Annotated in this window: 10 protein-coding genes; 9 read left to right on the plus strand and 1 reads right to left on the minus strand. The window is 48.9% G+C overall.

Annotation, left to right across the window (positions count from 1 at the left end):
• Window positions 1–48 precede the first annotated feature (48 nt).
• Window positions 49–840 (minus strand): CPBP family intramembrane glutamic endopeptidase, encoded by a 792-nt coding sequence (locus WIN67_RS09975; RefSeq protein WP_110652567.1) that lies wholly within the window; start codon window positions 838–840, stop codon window positions 49–51.
• Window positions 841–1,457: 617 nt separating this feature from the next.
• Here WIN67_RS09975 and WIN67_RS09980 point away from each other — a divergent pair.
• From WIN67_RS09980 to WIN67_RS10020, 9 genes are all read left to right on the plus strand, one after another.
• Window positions 1,458–2,894, plus strand: a complete 1,437-nt coding sequence (locus WIN67_RS09980) for a mannose-1-phosphate guanylyltransferase/mannose-6-phosphate isomerase (protein WP_339071117.1) — start codon at window positions 1,458–1,460, stop codon at window positions 2,892–2,894.
• 132 nt (window positions 2,895–3,026) lie between these two features.
• The gene (locus tag WIN67_RS09985; RefSeq protein ID WP_339071119.1) at window positions 3,027–3,821 is read left to right on the plus strand and encodes an ABC transporter permease; all 795 of its coding nucleotides are present in this window, start codon (window positions 3,027–3,029) and stop codon (window positions 3,819–3,821) included.
• Window positions 3,818–5,035: an ABC transporter ATP-binding protein gene (locus WIN67_RS09990; protein WP_339071120.1), complete on the plus strand. Its 1,218-nt coding sequence runs from the start codon at window positions 3,818–3,820 to the stop codon at window positions 5,033–5,035. The genes WIN67_RS09985 and WIN67_RS09990 overlap by 4 nt, the downstream gene beginning before the upstream one ends.
• Complete coding sequence (locus WIN67_RS31085; RefSeq protein ID WP_422394673.1) at window positions 5,032–7,233, plus strand: methyltransferase domain-containing protein; 2,202 nt, start codon at window positions 5,032–5,034, stop codon at window positions 7,231–7,233. Before WIN67_RS09990 ends, WIN67_RS31085 begins: the two co-directional genes overlap by 4 nt.
• Before the next feature lie 7 nt (window positions 7,234–7,240).
• Window positions 7,241–11,251 (plus strand): glycosyltransferase, encoded by a 4,011-nt coding sequence (locus WIN67_RS10000; RefSeq protein WP_339071121.1) that lies wholly within the window; start codon window positions 7,241–7,243, stop codon window positions 11,249–11,251.
• A gap of 62 nt (window positions 11,252–11,313) precedes the next feature.
• Window positions 11,314–13,488, plus strand: coding sequence for a sulfatase-like hydrolase/transferase (locus WIN67_RS10005; RefSeq protein ID WP_339071122.1), 2,175 nt, complete (start codon window positions 11,314–11,316; stop codon window positions 13,486–13,488).
• An 89-nt stretch (window positions 13,489–13,577) separates the two neighbouring features.
• On the plus strand, window positions 13,578–16,553 hold the full coding sequence (locus WIN67_RS10010) for a PEP-utilizing enzyme (protein WP_339071123.1): 2,976 nt from the start codon (window positions 13,578–13,580) through the stop codon (window positions 16,551–16,553).
• Window positions 16,553–17,191 carry a gamma-glutamyl-gamma-aminobutyrate hydrolase family protein gene (locus WIN67_RS10015; protein ID WP_339071124.1) on the plus strand — a complete coding sequence of 213 codons (639 nt, stop codon included), beginning with the start codon at window positions 16,553–16,555 and terminating at the stop codon, window positions 17,189–17,191. The genes WIN67_RS10010 and WIN67_RS10015 overlap by 1 nt, the downstream gene beginning before the upstream one ends.
• Window positions 17,191–17,970, plus strand: a complete 780-nt coding sequence (locus tag WIN67_RS10020) for a phosphocholine cytidylyltransferase family protein (RefSeq protein WP_339071125.1) — start codon at window positions 17,191–17,193, stop codon at window positions 17,968–17,970. The genes WIN67_RS10015 and WIN67_RS10020 overlap by 1 nt, the downstream gene beginning before the upstream one ends.

Genomic DNA, 17,970 nt, shown 5'->3' on the forward strand with positions numbered 1-17,970 from the left:
TGATAGTCAATTGTCCTGAAGTACTGGTTTTGGCAACTTTTCGCTGGGCTATCCGGCGAGCATCGGATAGCTGAACAGGCCGAAATGCAGCAGATTGAGACCGAAGTGCGTAGCAATTGCCGCACCCAGGCCTCCAAAGCGATAGGCCAGACCGTAGCCGACCCCGGCGATGGTTGCCAGTAGGGTCCATTGCCAGCCAGCACCCAGGTGTACCAGGCCAAATAACAGGGCCGCACACAGCAGTGCCAGGTTCTCACCATAGGGAAGGGCCTTGAATTTCCGGCTCAGGCCGCCCTGGATGTAACCCCGGAACAGCGCTTCCTCCACCAGGGTGACCAGCAGCAGATTGTTCAGCACCCACAACCAGGCCTGATCCGGCCATTTCGGCGCCCAACTGATGATTCCCAGCAGCAATGCCCCGCCCAATGCGGCGATTGCGCACAACGTCAGGGCCAGAACCGTTGCGTAGAGCGACAGACGTAGCGAGCGCCGACCGACGATCCAGGGGCAGACCAAGAGCAGCCAGAAGCCGATCAGCGGTTTGTCCTGATTCAGGTACATGGAGAAGGGCACGGCGTCGTCGGTAAAGCGCTGTGGGTCGATGGCCCGGCCGTTGTAGAAGCCTGGCAGCCAGTGCATGGCCAGAGCCAGGGCGAGCACCACGAACAGGCCGTGGCCCAGGTATTGGCCGATGCGGCTGCGTTGCTGGCGTACGGCAAATCCGGCGCAGAGCAGCAGGAAGATCGAGAGGGCGGCCAGCAGCCCCAGTTGCCCGTAGCTCAGAGCCAGTGCGTAGCCGATAGAAAGGAGTGCCAGATACATCCATGGCAAAGCGGTCATGTGGAATCCTTGGTGCGAAGTGGAGAGGTACTATAAAGACGCAATTTTGTATCGGATCTGTAGTTCAGGGCGAGCTTTAGGTGTTTTGGGCGGCTATATGTCTTCAATGTCTGGCCTGAAGGGGGGGGGCTGTAAATCCGTTGGTTTAGCGTTGGAGTTGCTCTGGGGGTGTCGCTGCTGGGCTCGGCATTGTACTGCTAACCACGAAGGCTTAAATTCGCTGGTATATGTCTAGAACGGCGAGTTCGTTTGGGGGCTGAGGAAGGAGGTTTGCAGGCAGTAACGTCTTTGCGTGGGGCAAGCCGCTTTTTTACTTATAGGTGCGTTTGCGTTGTCGGCATCTGAGTGCTTCGAAAGCTCTCAAGTATTTGGATTACAAGGGTTTTTCCGCGATAGACGAAGGGCAAGGCGGGGGGGGGCTCTAGACAAAAAACGCTTCGGCATGAAAGAATGATTACTCGTTTTTTTATAAATTCAAGATTTATTTTCCAACTTTCTGCAACTAAGTAGGCTCTTTTCACGAAGAAAGGGTTGGTTTTTTCATATTTTGGTTGTTGGCTTCAGGTGGCCGAACTTTTGGGTCGCGCAGGAGGCGACGCCACGTAAAGGAGTACTGTGTGAAGTTCGTTCCCGTCATTATCTGTGGTGGCTCGGGGAGTCGTCTCTGGCCTGTATCGCGTTCTGCACATCCCAAGCCGTTTATTCAATTGCCCGACGGCAGCAATCTTATTAGCAAGACCTTTTCGCGAGCCCTTGCGCTGAATGGGGTTGAGCAGGTTGTGACGATCACTAATCGTGATCTCTATTTCAAGACCCTTGATGAATATGGCGCTGCTGCTCCTGAGTTTACTAACCTGAGTTTCGTCCTAGAGCCCTTCGGTCGCAATACTGCTGCGGCTGTGGCCTTGGCTGCTCAGGAAATTACCAGAGTTCATGGACCAGATGCAGTCATGCTAGTGCTTCCCGCTGACCATCTGATCGAAAAGCAAGCGGCATTTACAGCCGCTGTCGACTCTGCTCGGGAATTGGCAGCACAAGGTTGGCTGGTAACTTTCGGAGTACAGCCGGAGTACCCTGAAACGGGGTATGGCTATATTCAAAAGGATATCGATAAGCCATTGGGGGGAGGTTTCAAGGTTAAGCGATTTGTCGAGAAGCCTGACCTGGAAATCGCGAAAAGCTACCTGGAGACGAGAGAGTATTTCTGGAATTCGGGAATGTTCTGCTTTAGAGCCGGTACATTAATTGATGAAATGAAGTTGTGCGCACCGGATGTTTTCGATGCCGTAGAGTCATGCCTGACTGAGTCTGGTGAAATGAAAGGGGCCAGCCATAACAGTTTGCACCTTGATTCAGATAGCTTTGCCAGGGTTCCGGACGTTTCTATCGACTATGCATTGATGGAGCGATCCCAGAAAGTTGTTACGGTACCTTGTGATATTGGTTGGAGTGATATTGGCTCCTGGAACTCCATGAGCGAGCTTTCCTCGGCAGATGAATTCGGCAATCGGATCGATGGTGAGGTAGTGCTGCATGAGTCGAACAATAATTATGTACAAAGTCGTCGCCGGCTCGCTGCGCTGGTTGGTGTTGAGAACCTGATTATTGTCGATACGCCTGATGCTCTATTAGTTGCCCATAAGGATCATGCTCAGGAAATCAAGGCAATTACTGCCCGCTTGAAGAAAAGCGGTCACTGTGCGCACCTGGATCATACGACGGTCCGTCGTCCTTGGGGTACTTACACAACGCTGGAAGAAGAACAGCGCTTCAAGATCAAGCGTATTGAAGTCAAGCCTGGTGGCTCATTGTCGTTGCAAATGCATTACCACCGCAGCGAGCACTGGATCGTGGTCAGCGGCATGGCGCGTGTAGTCAACAATGATCGTGCGTTTCTGTTGAATACCAATGAATCAACTTTCATTCCTGCAGGCCATACCCATCGCCTTGAAAACCCAGGTTTGATCGATTTGGTGCTGATTGAGGTGCAAAGTGGTGACTATCTCGGAGAAGACGACATCGTAAGGTTCGAAGATATCTACGGCAGAAGCTGAGTAATGGACCTTTTTCGAAAGGGGTAAATGGCCCGCTTTTTGATTTCTTGGTCTACATGTGAGCGACCGAGAGTTTGAAAGTAGGTATCACAATAAGTCAGGCATTTGCCTGACTTTTTTCAGGAGTCAGCGATGTTGGGGTTGTTTAGAAGCCTTTGGGATTACCGGGGCTTCGTCTGGTCGTCCATTCGTAATGAATTCGTTGCCCGCTTTGCGCGTAGTCGATTGGGTGGGCTATGGATGATTATTAACCCATTGGCACAAGTCGCGATCTATGCGCTGGTGCTGTCCAATGTGCTGGCAGCGAAATTACCTGGAATTGATAACAAGTATGCCTACGCTCTGTATTTGATGGCAGGGATTTTAGCTTGGAGCTTGTTTTCCGAAATTATGGGGCGTTGTCTAACTCTATTTATTGATCAGGGAAACCTGATGAAAAAAATGAGATTTCCCCGAATTACCTTGCCTGTGATTGTCGTAGGGTCGTGCCTGCTTAATTATGCCTTGCTCTTTGGTGCATTACTTTTTGTTTTTGCGCTCCTTGGGCAGTTACCCAGTATTCAAATGCTTTGGGTCGTGCCGCTAACTTTTATTGTGGCCGCGCTGGCGGTTGGCATGGGGTTGATTCTAGGGGTTTTAAATGTTTTTGTTCGTGATGTCGGCCAAGTAGTGCCGATTGTCCTCCAGGCATGGTTCTGGTTTACTCCTATTATCTATCCGGTAAATATCATTCCTGATGATTTCAAGGGGGTGATGGCTTTCAATCCCATGTATCCAATTGTCTCGGCTTATCATAATGCTCTGGTATATGCTCAGATGCCAGACCTTCAGAGTCTCATTGGCGCGTTAGTTGTGGCTGCAGTATTAATGCTATTAGGCATATTCATGTTTAGACGGGCAGCGCCTGAGATGGTGGACGTTCTATGAGCCTTTTGACCGTAAATAACTTGGGTAAGGCTTACAGAGTTTATGCGTCAGAGTTTCAACGGATTGGGCGCTGGTTTGGATTGCCGACAAGGCCTAGCGAAGAGCATTGGGTAATCAAACACGTCAGTTTCTCAATTCAGCCAGGCGAAGCCATCGGCATTGTGGGGCAGAATGGCGCAGGTAAATCAACTCTTCTCAAAATGATTACAGGAACACTACAGCCCACTGAGGGGAGTGTCCGGGTCAATGGACGGATTGCCGCTATTCTGGAATTGGGAATGGGCTTCAGTCCCGATTTGACGGGCCGACAGAATGTTTATCATGCCGCTGGTTTAATGGGCTTCACCGTCGAACAAACACATCAGGTTATTAAAGATGTTGAAGAGTTTGCAGAAGTCGGTCACTATTTTGATGAGCCGGTAAGAACCTATTCCAGCGGTATGCAAATGCGGGTTGCATTTTCAGTTGCAACCGCGATTCGTCCTGAAATTCTTATTGTTGATGAAGCTTTGTCCGTCGGAGACACTTACTTTCAACATAAAAGTTTTGAACGAATTAGGGAGTTTCAGCGGCGGGGTACAACGCTGTTGATCGTGTCCCATGACAAGGCGTCTATTCAGGCTTTATGTAGCCGCGCCTTGCTTTTGGAGAGGGGGACGGTAATAAAGGACGGGAACCCTGAAGAAGTAATGGATTTCTATAATGCATTGATTGCAGAGAAAGAAAATAATACGGTTAAGGTGTGTGAGCTGGACGATGGTTCTGTTCAGACTCGCTCAGGAACTGGAGAGGTCAGTATTCAGTCAGTCAGCCTGCATAATGTTGCGGGAGAGCCGGTTGAGTACGTGCCAGTGGCAGAAGATGTTTCATTAAAAGTCAAGATTCATGTCAACTCTGAAGTGCCAGAGTTGGTGGTTGGTTATGTAATCAAGGATCGGCTAGGGCAGCCGGTTTTTGGTACAAATACTCACTATCTCGGATGCAAGCTAGAGAAACTTCAGGCTGGCGAGCTAATTCAGTACAGCTTTTCTTTTCCGGCCAATCTTGGGGTTGGGTCCTATTCCATAGCTGTAGCTTTGCACAGCACAGAAACCCATCTTTCAAAAAACTTTGAGTGGCTTGATTTGGCGCTGGTCTTTAATGTAGTAAATATCTCAAAGTCGGAGTTCGTAGGGCTAGCTTGGATACCACCTAATGTGGAGTGCATAAGATGACTATGCCGTTTTATCGTGCCTTTGAAGATCGCCATCGTGGCTCACGCGATCTGATTCTCGGACGACTAGATGTTTATTTACCTTTTATCGCGCCTCTGCAGCAGATTTATGATGAGCGTTTCGCGCTGGATCTTGGGTGTGGGCGCGGGGAGTGGTTACAGGCTCTTTTGCAAAATGGATTTTCTCCTATGGGCGTTGATCTAGACGAGGGAATGCTTGAAGGGTGTAAGGCTTTAAATTTGCCCGCTATTCAAGGTGATGCTCTAGAATTTCTTAAGAACTTGCCAGATGAGAGCCAGGTTATTATCTCTGGCTTTCACATTGCCGAGCATATTCCTTTTAATGATTTAAAAGAGCTAGTGGCGCAAGCATTGCGCGTCCTCAAGCCAGCAGGGCTTTTGATTTTGGAAACTCCGAATGCTGAGAATATTGTTGTTGGAACTCAGAGCTTCTATCTCGATCCTACTCATGAGCGTCCAATTCCGCATCTTTTGTTGAGTTTTCTTACCGAATACAGTGGCTTTTTTCGATCTAAACTGCTGCGTTTACAAGAGTCTTCAGAAGTCGTCACAGCCCCCTCAATGACTTTGATGAGTGTCTTGGGTGGAGCGAGCCCTGATTATGCAATTGTGGCCCAGAAACAAGCACTCCCAGACATACTGGAACATTTTGATGCAGTGTTCCAAAAAGAATATGGCCTGTCGCTTGAAGTTTTGGCTCATCGATACGATGCAGAAGCACAATGGCGCAATAGCCAGCATGAAAACTGTGCAAATGAGTTAAATGAGAGCCTAGGTGTGGTTGTTCACAAAGTTGAGGAGATTCAGCAGAAAAATAATCTTCTGGAGTCAACGGTTCACGCTTTGTGTGAGCGCACTGACAATAGCGAATCCCGTTTGACCCGACTTGAAATCTGTTCTGATCAAGTCAATCAGCGGATCAAGGATGTCGCTGACTACGCGAGTGAGGCCGGAGCTCGATTGAGCGCAGTTCAGGCAATTAGCGAGGTTTTCCAGGCGCAGCTCAATACTGCATCGGATCGAGTCATATTACTCGAGACACAAGTTAATAATCTGAAGGGCTCGTTGGCCGAGCAGACATCTCATGTTTCTCGTCTTGAAACTGAGTTGATAGAGCTAGAGGCTGAGTATCAAAAAGTAGCTTTGGAACAACCGGCTCAAAATGCGGAGCTCGCTCGACTCATGCAACTCCTAGAGGAGGCTGAGGAGCGCAAGGACTTACTTGAGGGAGACCTGCTCACCAGCAGTGATGATCTTAGTAAAGCTGAGGAGCGAATCAAAAGCCTGGAGTCCATGAGCTATGAGGCGGATGAAGATATTAAGCTACTGCAAGAGCAGCTAGCTGAGCGGGACCTATGCTTGACGACCTTGCGCGATGGCGAAATGCTCTTGTTGGCATTGCTTGAAGGTAAAAGCTGTCAGTTGAATGCTCAAGCAATGCCCTCTGGTTTGCATCGGGTCTATAAAAAGCTGGAAGAGCTTCAATCAATTATTGTTGAGAATCAGAATTCTCAGGTTCTTCTTGAAGTCGAGCGCGATGCGGCTATTAGCCACTCCCAGGACTTGACTGCTCAAGTTGATGTGCTTAAGGCTCGCTTGAGTGACACCTTGGGTGCGGCTCACCATTGGCAAATACATGCCAAGAACCATGAGGCGAGGGTGAGTTCTATCCTCAACAGTACGTCTTGGCGTCTTACTTTACCTTTACGAGGATTGAGGCTGGGCGCTGGTGTCATACTAAAAACGCCTTTCACTTTAACCAAGACCGTACTCAGGTCAGTATTGAAGCCAGTTATCAATATCATCTTAGCTCGCCCCGAGCTACGTAGGCGGTTGAACGTGCGGATCAAGCAATATCCGCGACTGCATGCGCACTTGAAAAGGTTTTCAGTGCACCAAGGTATTCTTCCCCAAGATTCTGCGTTCTTCTCTGTAGCATCTAATGTTGCGCCAAGTTCGCCGGATTTTTCAGATTTGAGTATTCTGCTGGAATCAGATCTTTCTCATTCCTCTAGTGGTAGTGATGATGTACAAAGTTTGGTGCAGCACGTGCATACTGTAGTAACTACAGAAAGCGAGCGTGTTGTGACGCAAATGCAGTCTCAGCACTTTCATCTTCCTAAAGATAAAGCGCATACGGATATGAAGGGGCCTCTTGAGTCCTGGTTTTTTAAGTGAATAAATTATGAGAAAGATTCTAGCGTTCAGCTTTTTTCCTGCATTTGTTCCACCATCTAATGGTGGGGAAGTTAGGTTGTTTAATTTTTACCGTTCACTTAGTCGTTATCATCATGTCACGCTTCTGACTTCCAGTCATATGGGGGTTGCTGAAGAGATAATAGAGCACGGCGCGAATTTTGTTGAGCGTCGAATTCCGAAAGACTCTAATTTTGTCCGTGAGTGGGCGGGTTGGGAGTCTATTGGAAGTGGCGGAGATCTTTCTGGTCCCTGTCTCGCCGCATGCGGGAAATACGTTACACCCCTCCACTCTGCGTATTTGGAGGAGTATGCTGAAGCAGATATTATTATTCATGATTCACCTTTTACTGCAAGTTATGACACTTTCCTTGGCGTGGATGATAAGGTAAGAGTGTATAACTCTTATAATTGTGAGTCTGTGCTTTATAGGCTGCTACATCCTGGAAAAAAATCACTTCCGATCCATGACTTAATTGAGTCGGAAGAAGTGCGTTTGCTGACCTTTGCGGATTGTGTTCTGTATTGCGGTGAGGCAGACCTCAAGGAATTCGAGCGATTGGTTGCAGGAGTCGTGAACAAGTCACTGTTCACTCCGAATGGAACAATTGCTCAGCCTTTACGAAATACTGATGGAGTACAAAAAAACTCTGCGATATTTATTGGGAGTGGTCATCCACCAAATGTTGATGCGGCAAAATTTATCGTTGAAAAGTTGGCGCCGAATTGTCCAAATGTAATGTTCCATGTCGTGGGTGGGTGTTTGCCTGAGAGCCGCTATCCTGCAAATCTGATCAGACATGGTTTTGTTGATAATGTGCAAAAAAGCAAATTACTATCACAGGCAACGATTGCTCTTAATCCTATGGCTGGAGGGAGCGGATCCAATATCAAGGTTTTTGACTATCTTTCTATTGGCTTACCGCTATTGTCAACGCCAGTTGGGGTGCGTGGCATTAATCTAATTCACGCTGAGAGTTACATAAGTTCGGATCTTGAATTTTTTTCAGATAATCTGCAAGCACAACTAAAAAACCTCAGCTCACTGCGGGAAGTCGGCGAGCAAGGTTATCGCGTCGCTAAAAAAGAATATACCTGGGATGCTATAGTTCTTCGTTTCACGAGACACATAGAGAGTGTACTTGAAGAAAAACAGGCTTTGGATAAGTACGTTCTGTTTTTGAATGACTATGACTCTTTTTCTAGTGTGGGGGGGGGGGCGACTAGAACCAGAGGGATATGTGCGGCCGTTAGTGAATGGTCACCTGTTATTTTTCTTTGTTTTTCAAGTGGTGAAGATTTTAAAGTTCGCAACGAGGGCGCGCGGATAACCGTTATCTCTGTTCCTAAAACTACAGAGCACTGGAGCGAGCTAAACAGGCTTAATTCGCTGTTTCATGTTGGTAGTGATGACATTGTAGCTGGGGAGTTTGCTCTTTCGAATCGTGCTCTGGTAGATGTTTATAAGATTCTAGCAGCGTCTTCCCGTGCGGTAGTTGTAGAGCATCCTTACTTGACCGCTCTGCCTATGGCTTATGGCGATAGGTTTGTTTATTCTTCGCAAAATAATGAAACAATACTAAAGACTCGTCTGCTTCAATACCACCCAGAATTTGATCGCCTATCTACGAGTGTGGCCCTTTTGGAAAAAGGGGCAGTAAGGCGGGCTATGTCGATTGTGGCGGTTTCTAAGGATGATGCTGACTCGCTAGTACAAGGTGCTTCAACTGCAGGCCCGGTGCTGGTAATCAGGAATGGCGCAGATAAAGCTGTTATACCTGAGCCAGAATTATTGGTGAAAACCCAAAAACTAATACAGCATAGATCTGTAGTGTTTTTGGGGTCGGCACATATGCCCAACGTGGACGCGGCGCGCTTTATTATTGATGTTCTGGCTCCAGGTTGTCTTGATATTGAATTTCATATCATTGGTTCAGTATGCAGTGCTGTAACTCTCGAAAGTAAGAAAAATATAGTCCTTTGGGGGGTGCTGGAAGAGGCTGAAAAAGCAGCAGTTATGCAGAGCTGCGCAGTTGCAATCAATCCCATGATGGAAGGAAGTGGGTCTAACGTCAAACTCGCAGATTACTTGGGTAATGGTCTGTTTGTAGTGACCACCGAGTTTGGGCAGCGTGGTTATCCTTCGGTTGTTGAGCCACATATTAAGTCAGCGCCCTTAAGTCTATTTGCCAGTGCAACGCGTGAGGCAGTCGATAAGCTTTGTAACGAGCCGGTTGAGATTAAAAATAAACGTAGGCTCATTTTTGATCGATATCTGTCGATGCACGCTTTGGCAGGAGATTTTGTATCACACTTGAAAGCACTGGAATTGCCGAAGAAACGTGTTCTTTTTGTGACGTACCGCTATGTGTCTCCTTGTCTTGGGGGGGCCGAGTTCATGATCGAGAACCTTCTGAGGAGTTTGGATGCCTCTGATGAGTTTGACATCGATGTCATAGCTCCAGAAGTTAGTAGTATTACGAATAACTCGCGCTTTTCTGAAGCTTATAGTTTTGATGAGTCCCTGGGCGTATTTGTCGAGATGAAGAATACTCGGTTTGCGAGATTTCCTATCCTTGATAGACCCTCAGACGAAGTCAGAAATGAGCTGTGTAAAGCGTGGTCTATCCAGCCAGAGTTTGAGCGTAGAGTTTATCAGCAGCTAAGTGCTTTGGTTGATCAGGATGCCTTGGCCTGGGGGTGGGGTAATGCCGAGACCGATGGTTGCGGAAGCGTGTTTCGATGGGCTTATACTGCTTGTGCTTTACACCTTAACTCTCGATCAGACGTCATTATAAATGCCTACGCCGTAGATCCTTTGGCGCTCTTGATTCAAGATAATGAAGGCTGCTTGCTATTCAATAGTAATGTTTCCGGTAGTTTTGAAATTAGCTTTTCAGCTGCTGCGGGGCAGGTGGAGATTTTATCTTCGAGAATAAAAAATAACAGTTCGGATGTCAGGCCACTTGCTTTCATTCTTACAAAGGTCATTGTGAATGGAGAAGAGCTTGATTTTGCAAGCACGATTTTATCTAGCATTTCTGGATTGAACCCCAAGCTTGGCTTTAATTCCTTGGCAACGGCTGCCGACGAAGTAAGACGCTCGATGTCACTCAGATTGAGTGATATGAGAGGCCCATTTTCTTCCGAACTTGAGGCCTTTCTTGAGGGAGCAATTGAAAAATATGATCTGGTCGTAACGCATAATAATATCTTTAGACCAGCAGTAATGGCCGTGGAATATGCAAACAGGAAAAACGTTCCGGTTATCATGATTCCACATGCACATTTGGACGATGATTTCTATCATTTTCCTGATGTATTAGACAGTGCATTGAATGCGACCCTGGTATTGGCAGCGCCACATGCAGCTTGTGATTTTTACAACTCTCGGGGTGCTACAGCCCGTTACCTGGCAGCTGGCATAGATATCAACGAGGCGTTTCAGGCTGGAGATGTCGCGGCATTCCGTGATGCCTATAAATGCGATGAGCCATTTGTTCTCGTACTTGGTCGAAAGGCTTCCGCCAAGGGGTATCGTGGTGTCATTGATGCTGTTTCGGCAATTAACCAAAAACTGCCTCTTAGGGTCGTGTTGATAGGGCCGGATGATGATGGCCTGGCGGTCACTGCAAACTGTGCCAGTTACCTGGGTCGCCAGCCACGTAATGTCGTGCGTGGTGCATTGATGTCGTGTGTTGCGTTGATAAACATGAGCACGAGTGAAAGTTTTGGTATTGTTTTGCTAGAGGCTTGGCTTGCTGGAAAGCCGATTATTGTTAATAAGAACTGTGCTGCATTTCACGACATGGCCGTTGATGGTGAAAACTCCTTGATGGTTGCACCTTCTGAGCTCGAATGCGCAATTGTGCAGCTCCTAGAGGATGAAGATTTGCAGTCAAGGCTTGCTAGCTCTGGGCGAGAAACAGCTTTGAAGTATGGTTGGCATGAAGTTGGTAACAGGTTTCTAGAGGAGTGCAGGCAGTTAGCCTGTGTTTAAAGTATAATCTTTTGGGGTTGTGAGGTAATTGCAGTGTTTTTTACTTCTGCTTGGGGTGTTGTGTGAGCGAATATAATAAAAAAATTGCTATAGTGGCTTGGGTTTTTCCGTTTATTACATTTATGGTTGCTCCTCTGGCATTTTATTTTGGTAATGCCTCTGAGTATGTTTCGACATTGTCCTCAGTGCTGCTATTTCTTTGTATTATAACGCTCGGCATCTTTTTTGTGAGCGCTATTTTACTGTTGATGGTGCGTCGCATTCCGATTTTTTTTAAATTGCTCAGTGGGCTATTTGTAGGCATCGCGATTGCTGCCTGGGTTCAGAGTCAGATTTTCTCCTGGGATTTTGGGGCTCTGGATGGACGGGGAGTAGAATGGGCAAAATGGGATAAGCATGCTCACTGGGAACTGTTGGTATGGGCTGTAATTATAATAGCTGCAGTGAGTTTGGCGTTCAGATCTCTTAAGAACTTGCATTTGATAGCGCAAGGAACTACGTTTCTTGGATTTTTGACCTTGGTCAGTTCTGGAGTGATATCAGGTTATCAATCTAATGGGGTTGAGAATGAGGGCGACGGAAGCAGTCCATTTGTCTTGCATGCAAGCAACAATAAAATTCTAATTATATTGGATACCTTTCAATCTGATATTTTTTTGGAGATTTCTAGGAAATGGCCAGAAGAGATTAGTTTTTTAAAGGGTTTTACTTTTTATCCAGACACAGCTGGCGGGTTTCCAACCACAGTAGCATCAGTTCCTTTGATTATGACGGGGGAACAATATAAGAATGAGCTTCCGATTAAAGAGTGGACGCGAAAGGAGAATGAAAAGAAAAATATAGCTGACTACTTTGTCGGTCAAAAGTACGGTGTAAGCCTTGTCACTATACTTCCTTCCACTCTCGAGGGAGTGCGTAATTCTGTTTTTCATATAAGCACTCTGGGGCGTGCTGGGTGGAAAGCATTGTTGCAAAATGACTTGTTGGTTCTAGATGGTGGTGTTTTCAGAACATTGCCCACCAGATGGAAGCCTGAGTTTTATGGTGAGGGTAATTGGTTTTTTTCAAAATTAAATTTTGATGAAAACACGTTACCGGGAATTCATGGCCAAGATTTGAGTTTTTTAGAGGCTTTCGAGAAACAAGCTATAGTAGGGTCAAAAAACACAGGGGAATTCAAGTTTTATCACTACGCAGGGGCGCACTGGCCGTTACAGCTCGATGAGCACTTTAACTATAAGGCGGGAATGCCGGAAGAGCGAGCTTCATACATTCAACAGTCACGTGGTGTATTGACACTGCTACGTCGAAAGCTGGAGAAGCTTAAAAGCTTGGGCGTATATGATAGTTCTGAGATCTTGGTTGTGGGTGATCATGGTAGTCACTACATAGTGCCTAATGATATGTATGGTAGTAAGACTTCTAATTTTGATGAAATATCAGATAACGTGTTGGCCTCTTCGCGGCCTCTGTTTCTGTATAAGCCAGCTCATTCGGTTGACGCATTAAAAGTATCTGAAGCTCCTATGCAGCTACGTAATGCTGCTTGTATTTTTTCCGAGAATAATGCTGCTTTTGGATGTGGCAGTGCCTTGTTCGGGGTGGGTGGGCGCCCTCAAGATGCACGTACTTTTTTCTACTATCATTGGACTAAGGAATACTTTGATGGAAGCAAAGAGTTTATGCCTCCTATGTATAAGTATACAGTGAAGGGCGATATTCGTGATGTGTCCTCTTGGAACAATGATTACATGCTCTATACAGAGGGTAATTATCATGCTCTGCCTAGGGTAAATAAATATAAGTTGGGTGAGTATCTTTCTTTTGTTGAAAATGGAAATGCTGCTGGCTATTTTAAGCATGGGTGGAGCTATCAAGAGCCTGACCATCGCTGGACCGATGGTGATGCGAGTTATTCTGCCTTTGATATTGATGGTGTCGTCGGTAAGGATTTGACTCTTAAATTCTACGGCAGTGCTTTTCTTGCGCCGGGAGTTTCGTCTCAGGATGTTGATGTTGTAGTTAATGGCAAGAAAATTGGTTCGTGGAAAGTTTCGGGTTTAGGCTGGTATGAAATTGGAGTTCCGGCCGCCGTTGTTGGTAAGGGGCTGCTCAACGTCGAGCTTCATTTTAATGAGGCGGTTGCCCCCTGCGACGTCATGGACTCCAAGGATTGTCGAAAACTGGGCGTATCTGTGCAGTCATTTGTGATTACCGAGCAGGGGGCAACTCACTGATGCAGCCAGCCTTCATTATCCTTGGCGCAGGGCGGCCTCATCGAGGTGAGGAGCATGTCGCCCTGCGTAGCGCTTTGGGAGCATCACGAGTGCTGGACTGGTTGCTGCAAGCCGCAGGTTCCATTCAGCCGGTTGTACATTTCGTCGGTGGTTATCAAGTTGAGACTATTCAAGAGCGCTACCCGGAGTTCACTTATTGGATAAACAGTGAGTGGCAGCGGACTCGCGCCGCCTTTTCGCTATTGCAAGTTGAGTTACCTTCCTTTAGCCACTGCCTGGTATCCTATTCCGACATTCTGATACGAAAGAGTTTGGTGACTGCACTTTCTGCGGTCGACACGGATGTAGTAGTTGCCGTTGACAGCCATTGGCGCAAACGATTTTCCGGACGCACTCTGGACGATTTGGCTCGTTGTGAAAAAGTCTGCTTGCACGAAGAGATGGTGACTCGCCTCGGTGCTGATATTGCGCCTGACATCGCATCTGCAGAGTTTGTTGGCTGCGTTCGCTTTGGGCCCAGGGTTGCAGCTGCGCTAAGCGCGGCGAAGGATGACCTGCGTGCACGTCTGCGTCAGGGAAACTTGTCGGACTTGGTCGAAGTTTTAAGGATGCAGGGGTTCGATGTGCAGGCAGTGGATGTCCACGGTGACTGGGCAGAGTTGAACGAGCCCCGGGATCTGGCGCACTTCGTGCTGGGCACCAAGGCTCAGACCCTGCAACGTCTTTACGGCATGGTGACGTCGAGTCGTATCGAAGACCAGGTCAGCTTCACTGTCGCCGAGTGGCGGGAGGACGCTGAGGCTTTGTTGCTGACGATCCAGCGTCATTTCCCGGATCAGAAGCTAGTTATTCGCAGCAGCGCGCTTTCTGAAGATGGCTTCATCAACTCCAACGCCGGGGCTTATACGAGTCTCTTGAATGTCGATGGTGGGGACCTTGTCGCGTTGCATTCGGCGGTCGAGCAGGTTGTTGCGTCTTATCCGGATTTCAATCCCGAAGATCAGGTTTTGGTTCAGCCGATGCTGGATCAGGTTCTGGTCAGTGGTGTTGTATTCACTCGGAGTCTGAGCAGTGGTGCGCCTTACTACGTAGCAAATTATGACGACGTCAGTGGCAGCACCGAGTCGATCACCAGCGGCAGTAGCCGTGAACATAAGACTTTGGTGATACGGCGTGATGCTGATGAACACAATCCCAACATCCCAGAGCATCTCAATGCGTTGCTGCCAGCACTGCGAGAAATTGAAGGTCTGCTGGGTTATGACTCATTGGATATTGAGTTCGCGATCACTGCGAAGGGAGGGGTACATATCCTGCAAGTTCGCCCCATCGCCGTTGACCATTCCGGATGGAGCGGGAATGACAATGAGCTGATGGCGCTGCTCAACGAAGCTCGTCAGCGTTTTGAAGTGTTGCAAACTCCATCGCCCTTTGTTGTGGGGCAGAGAGGCATATTTGGCATCATGCCGGATTGGAATCCCGCGGAGATTATCGGCACCAAACCGAGTTTGCTGGCTTTCAGCCTGTATCGTTTTTTGATCATGGATCAGACCTGGGCGACTCAGCGCGCCGAGTACGGTTATCGTGATGTGCGGCCTCAGCCATTGCTTGTTGCCTTTGCCGGGCATCCTTATGTCGATGTGCGGGCCAGTTTCAATTCATTCGTTCCTGCGGCGCTGGATGACGAATTGGCGGCTCGCTTGGTGAACTTCTACCTGGATTGGCTTACGCGTCATCCACACTTGCATGACAAAGTTGAGTTTGATGTCGTGCCGACATGCTTTGCGCTTGACTTCCAGCGCTGGGAAACGCGTCTGGTCGAGGAAGGTGGTTTCAGTGTCCAGGAGTTGGGTGAACTGCGTAGCGCACTACGTGAAATCAGTGCCAAGGCGATGTTGCGCAATCCTGATGACCTGGCGCAGCTTGAAAGGCTCGAGCAGCGCTTTGAACGCTTGCGCCAATCATCACTACCACCGTTGGAGAAAGCCTGGGCGCTGCTGCACGATTGCCGAAAATACGGCACATTGCCTTTTGCGCATCTGGCACGTAGCGCGTTCGTTGCGATTACCTTGCTGCGCTCGGCGGTCAGTATCGGAGTCCTGAGCGAGGCGGAAGTCGAGGACTTTCTCGGCACGATCCGTACGGTCAGTCATCAATTGACCCATGATGCCAGGGCCTGTGCTTGCGGGGATCTGAGTTGGGAGAACTTTGTCGAGATGTACGGGCATTTGCGGCCCGGCACCTATGATATTGCCTCCCTTGCCTATTCCGCTGATCCGGAACATTACCTGAGACCTATCGTGGCCAGTGCTGGGCATCTAGATGTCACCGCGGCAACGGAAGGGCACGAGGCGGGTGGTTTATGGCGAGAGGCACGACAGCGTTTTGTCGAGGCCCTTCAAGCTAAAGGCTTACGGTGCGACGGTGAGAGCCTCGAGGCGTTTTTGCGTAATGCCGTTGAGGGGCGTGAATATGCCAAGTTCGCTTTCACTCGCAATCTGTCCCTGGCGTTGGATGAGCTTGCTCGATGGGCGCAGCCTCTAGGGTTGTCCCGGGAGGCTTTGGCTCACGTGAGCCTGGAGGATATCTTGGCGTTGCGTACCGGTTCAGTTGCCACCGCTATACCAGGGGTGTGGCTGTTGCAGCGAGCTACCGAGGGCAAGGCGATGAATGACTTGATGTCGGCGGCCGAACTCCCGCCTCTCTTGTGTCGAGAAGAGGACTTTTCGGTTTTTCTCTATCCATCCAATCAAGCCAACTTCATTGGTAGCGGCCAGATTACTGCTGCCTGTGTCGAGCTGAGCAAGGTCAATGACGATATTGACCTGGCAGGAAAAATCGCCCTTATACCCCAGGCGGACCCGGGGTATGACTGGCTTTTTGGCCGGCAGATTGTCGGTTTGATCACTATGTACGGCGGGGCTAATTCACACATGGCTATTCGTGCGGCTGAATTTGGGTTGCCGGCAGCGATAGGAGTGGGTGAAACCCATTATCAGAGCCTTTCGGTAGCCCATGTACTTGAGCTTAATGCGGCCAACCGCCTGATCAGGATCATGCGCTGATGCGTATTGCCGTTACTCAGCGAGTTGAATGGGTTCAGGACTATAACGAGCGCCGTGATTGTCTTGATCAGCAATGGGCGGTCTTACTGGAGCAGTTTGCGGCTGATGCAGTGGCTGTGCCCAATGGTTTACATGACCCTCAAGGATGGGTGGCGCGCCAGCAGGTGGCGGGTCTTGTCCTGACGGGGGGCAATGACTTGGACTGCCTGCCGAGTGCATCCCGGTCGGCGCCGGAGCGTGACGCAACGGAGGCGGCATTGCTTGCATGGGCTGTTCGTACACGGCTGCCAGTGCTGGGGGTCTGTCGAGGCATGCAAATGCTGAATCACTTTCTGGGCGGTAGTTTGACACCTGTGGCCGGGCACATTGGTGCTCGACATGCAGTCACGGCGTTGAGGGATGATCCCCGATTCAGTGCTTACCGTGTGGTCAACAGCTTTCATGGGTGGGGAATGAGGACGGTCGATCTTGCGCCTGAGTTGCTAGCACAAGTCTGTGCGGAGGATGGCACCGTCGAGGCATTCACTCATAATCATCTGCCCTGGATAGGGCTGATGTGGCATCCCGAACGCGAGGCACCGTTCAGTCCGCTCGATACTCAACTCGTTCGCCAGCTTTTTGAATCAGGAAATATCTAATGCGAGCAATAATTCTTGCAGCAGGCCAGGGTACTCGTTTGCGGCCTTATACCAATGACCGCCCCAAGTGCATGGTTGAGTTGCTCGGTAAGCCTATGTTACATCGCCAGCTCGAAGTGTTGCGTGGGGCTGGTGTGAGCGACATAGTCTTGGTGGGAGGCTACTGTTCTACAGGCCTGCAAGCTGACGGCACTGAAGTGGTACTCAATCCTCGTTATGCCGAGACCAATATGGTTGCCACATTGTTCTGCGCCGAGGCCCTGATGCAAGAAGGCGAGGATCTGCTTATCGCCTATGGTGATATCGTCTATGAGCCTCGAGTTCTGGATGCTGTACTGCATAGCCAGGCACCCTTGTCTGTTGCCGTCGATCTTGAATGGCGTCGCTTCTGGGAAGTCCGGATGGAAAATCCCCTGGCCGATGCCGAAACGCTGAAGCTGGACGAGCATGACTGTATTCTTGAGTTGGGCAAGAAGCCCAACGATTACAGCGAGATCCAGGGCCAGTACATGGGATTGATAAAAGTACGCGGTGACCAGGTGGCCGCATTCCGATCTGCTTGGCACGCTCTGGACCGTCAAGTCAGTTATGATGGCAAGGACTTTGACAATATGTACATGACCAGTTTCCTTCAATACCTGATCAACTCAGGTTGGCAAGCGAAGGCGGCATTTACCCGCAATGGTTGGCTGGAAGTGGATACGGTCGAAGACCTTGATCAGTACCATCAGATGCACAAGGCCGGTCAGTTGGCATCGTTTATTCAATTGTCGGTTTGA

The sequence above is a fragment of the Pseudomonas idahonensis genome (genome assembly GCF_037903935.1).
GTDB classification, from domain to species: domain Bacteria; phylum Pseudomonadota; class Gammaproteobacteria; order Pseudomonadales; family Pseudomonadaceae; genus Aquipseudomonas; species Aquipseudomonas danubii.

Excerpts from the sequence above, each read along its gene's own strand:
- WIN67_RS09975 (WP_110652567.1), bottom strand. The coding sequence starts at position 840 with ATGACCGCTTTGCCATGGATGTATCTGGCACTCCTTTCTATCGGCTAC.
- WIN67_RS09985 (WP_339071119.1), top strand. The coding sequence starts at position 3,027 with ATGTTGGGGTTGTTTAGAAGCCTTTGGGATTACCGGGGCTTCGTCTGG.
- WIN67_RS09990 (WP_339071120.1), top strand. The coding sequence starts at position 3,818 with ATGAGCCTTTTGACCGTAAATAACTTGGGTAAGGCTTACAGAGTTTAT.
- WIN67_RS31085 (WP_422394673.1), top strand. The coding sequence starts at position 5,032 with ATGACTATGCCGTTTTATCGTGCCTTTGAAGATCGCCATCGTGGCTCA.
- WIN67_RS10000 (WP_339071121.1), top strand. The coding sequence starts at position 7,241 with ATGAGAAAGATTCTAGCGTTCAGCTTTTTTCCTGCATTTGTTCCACCA.
- WIN67_RS10015 (WP_339071124.1), top strand. The coding sequence starts at position 16,553 with ATGCGTATTGCCGTTACTCAGCGAGTTGAATGGGTTCAGGACTATAAC.
- WIN67_RS10020 (WP_339071125.1), top strand. The coding sequence starts at position 17,191 with ATGCGAGCAATAATTCTTGCAGCAGGCCAGGGTACTCGTTTGCGGCCT.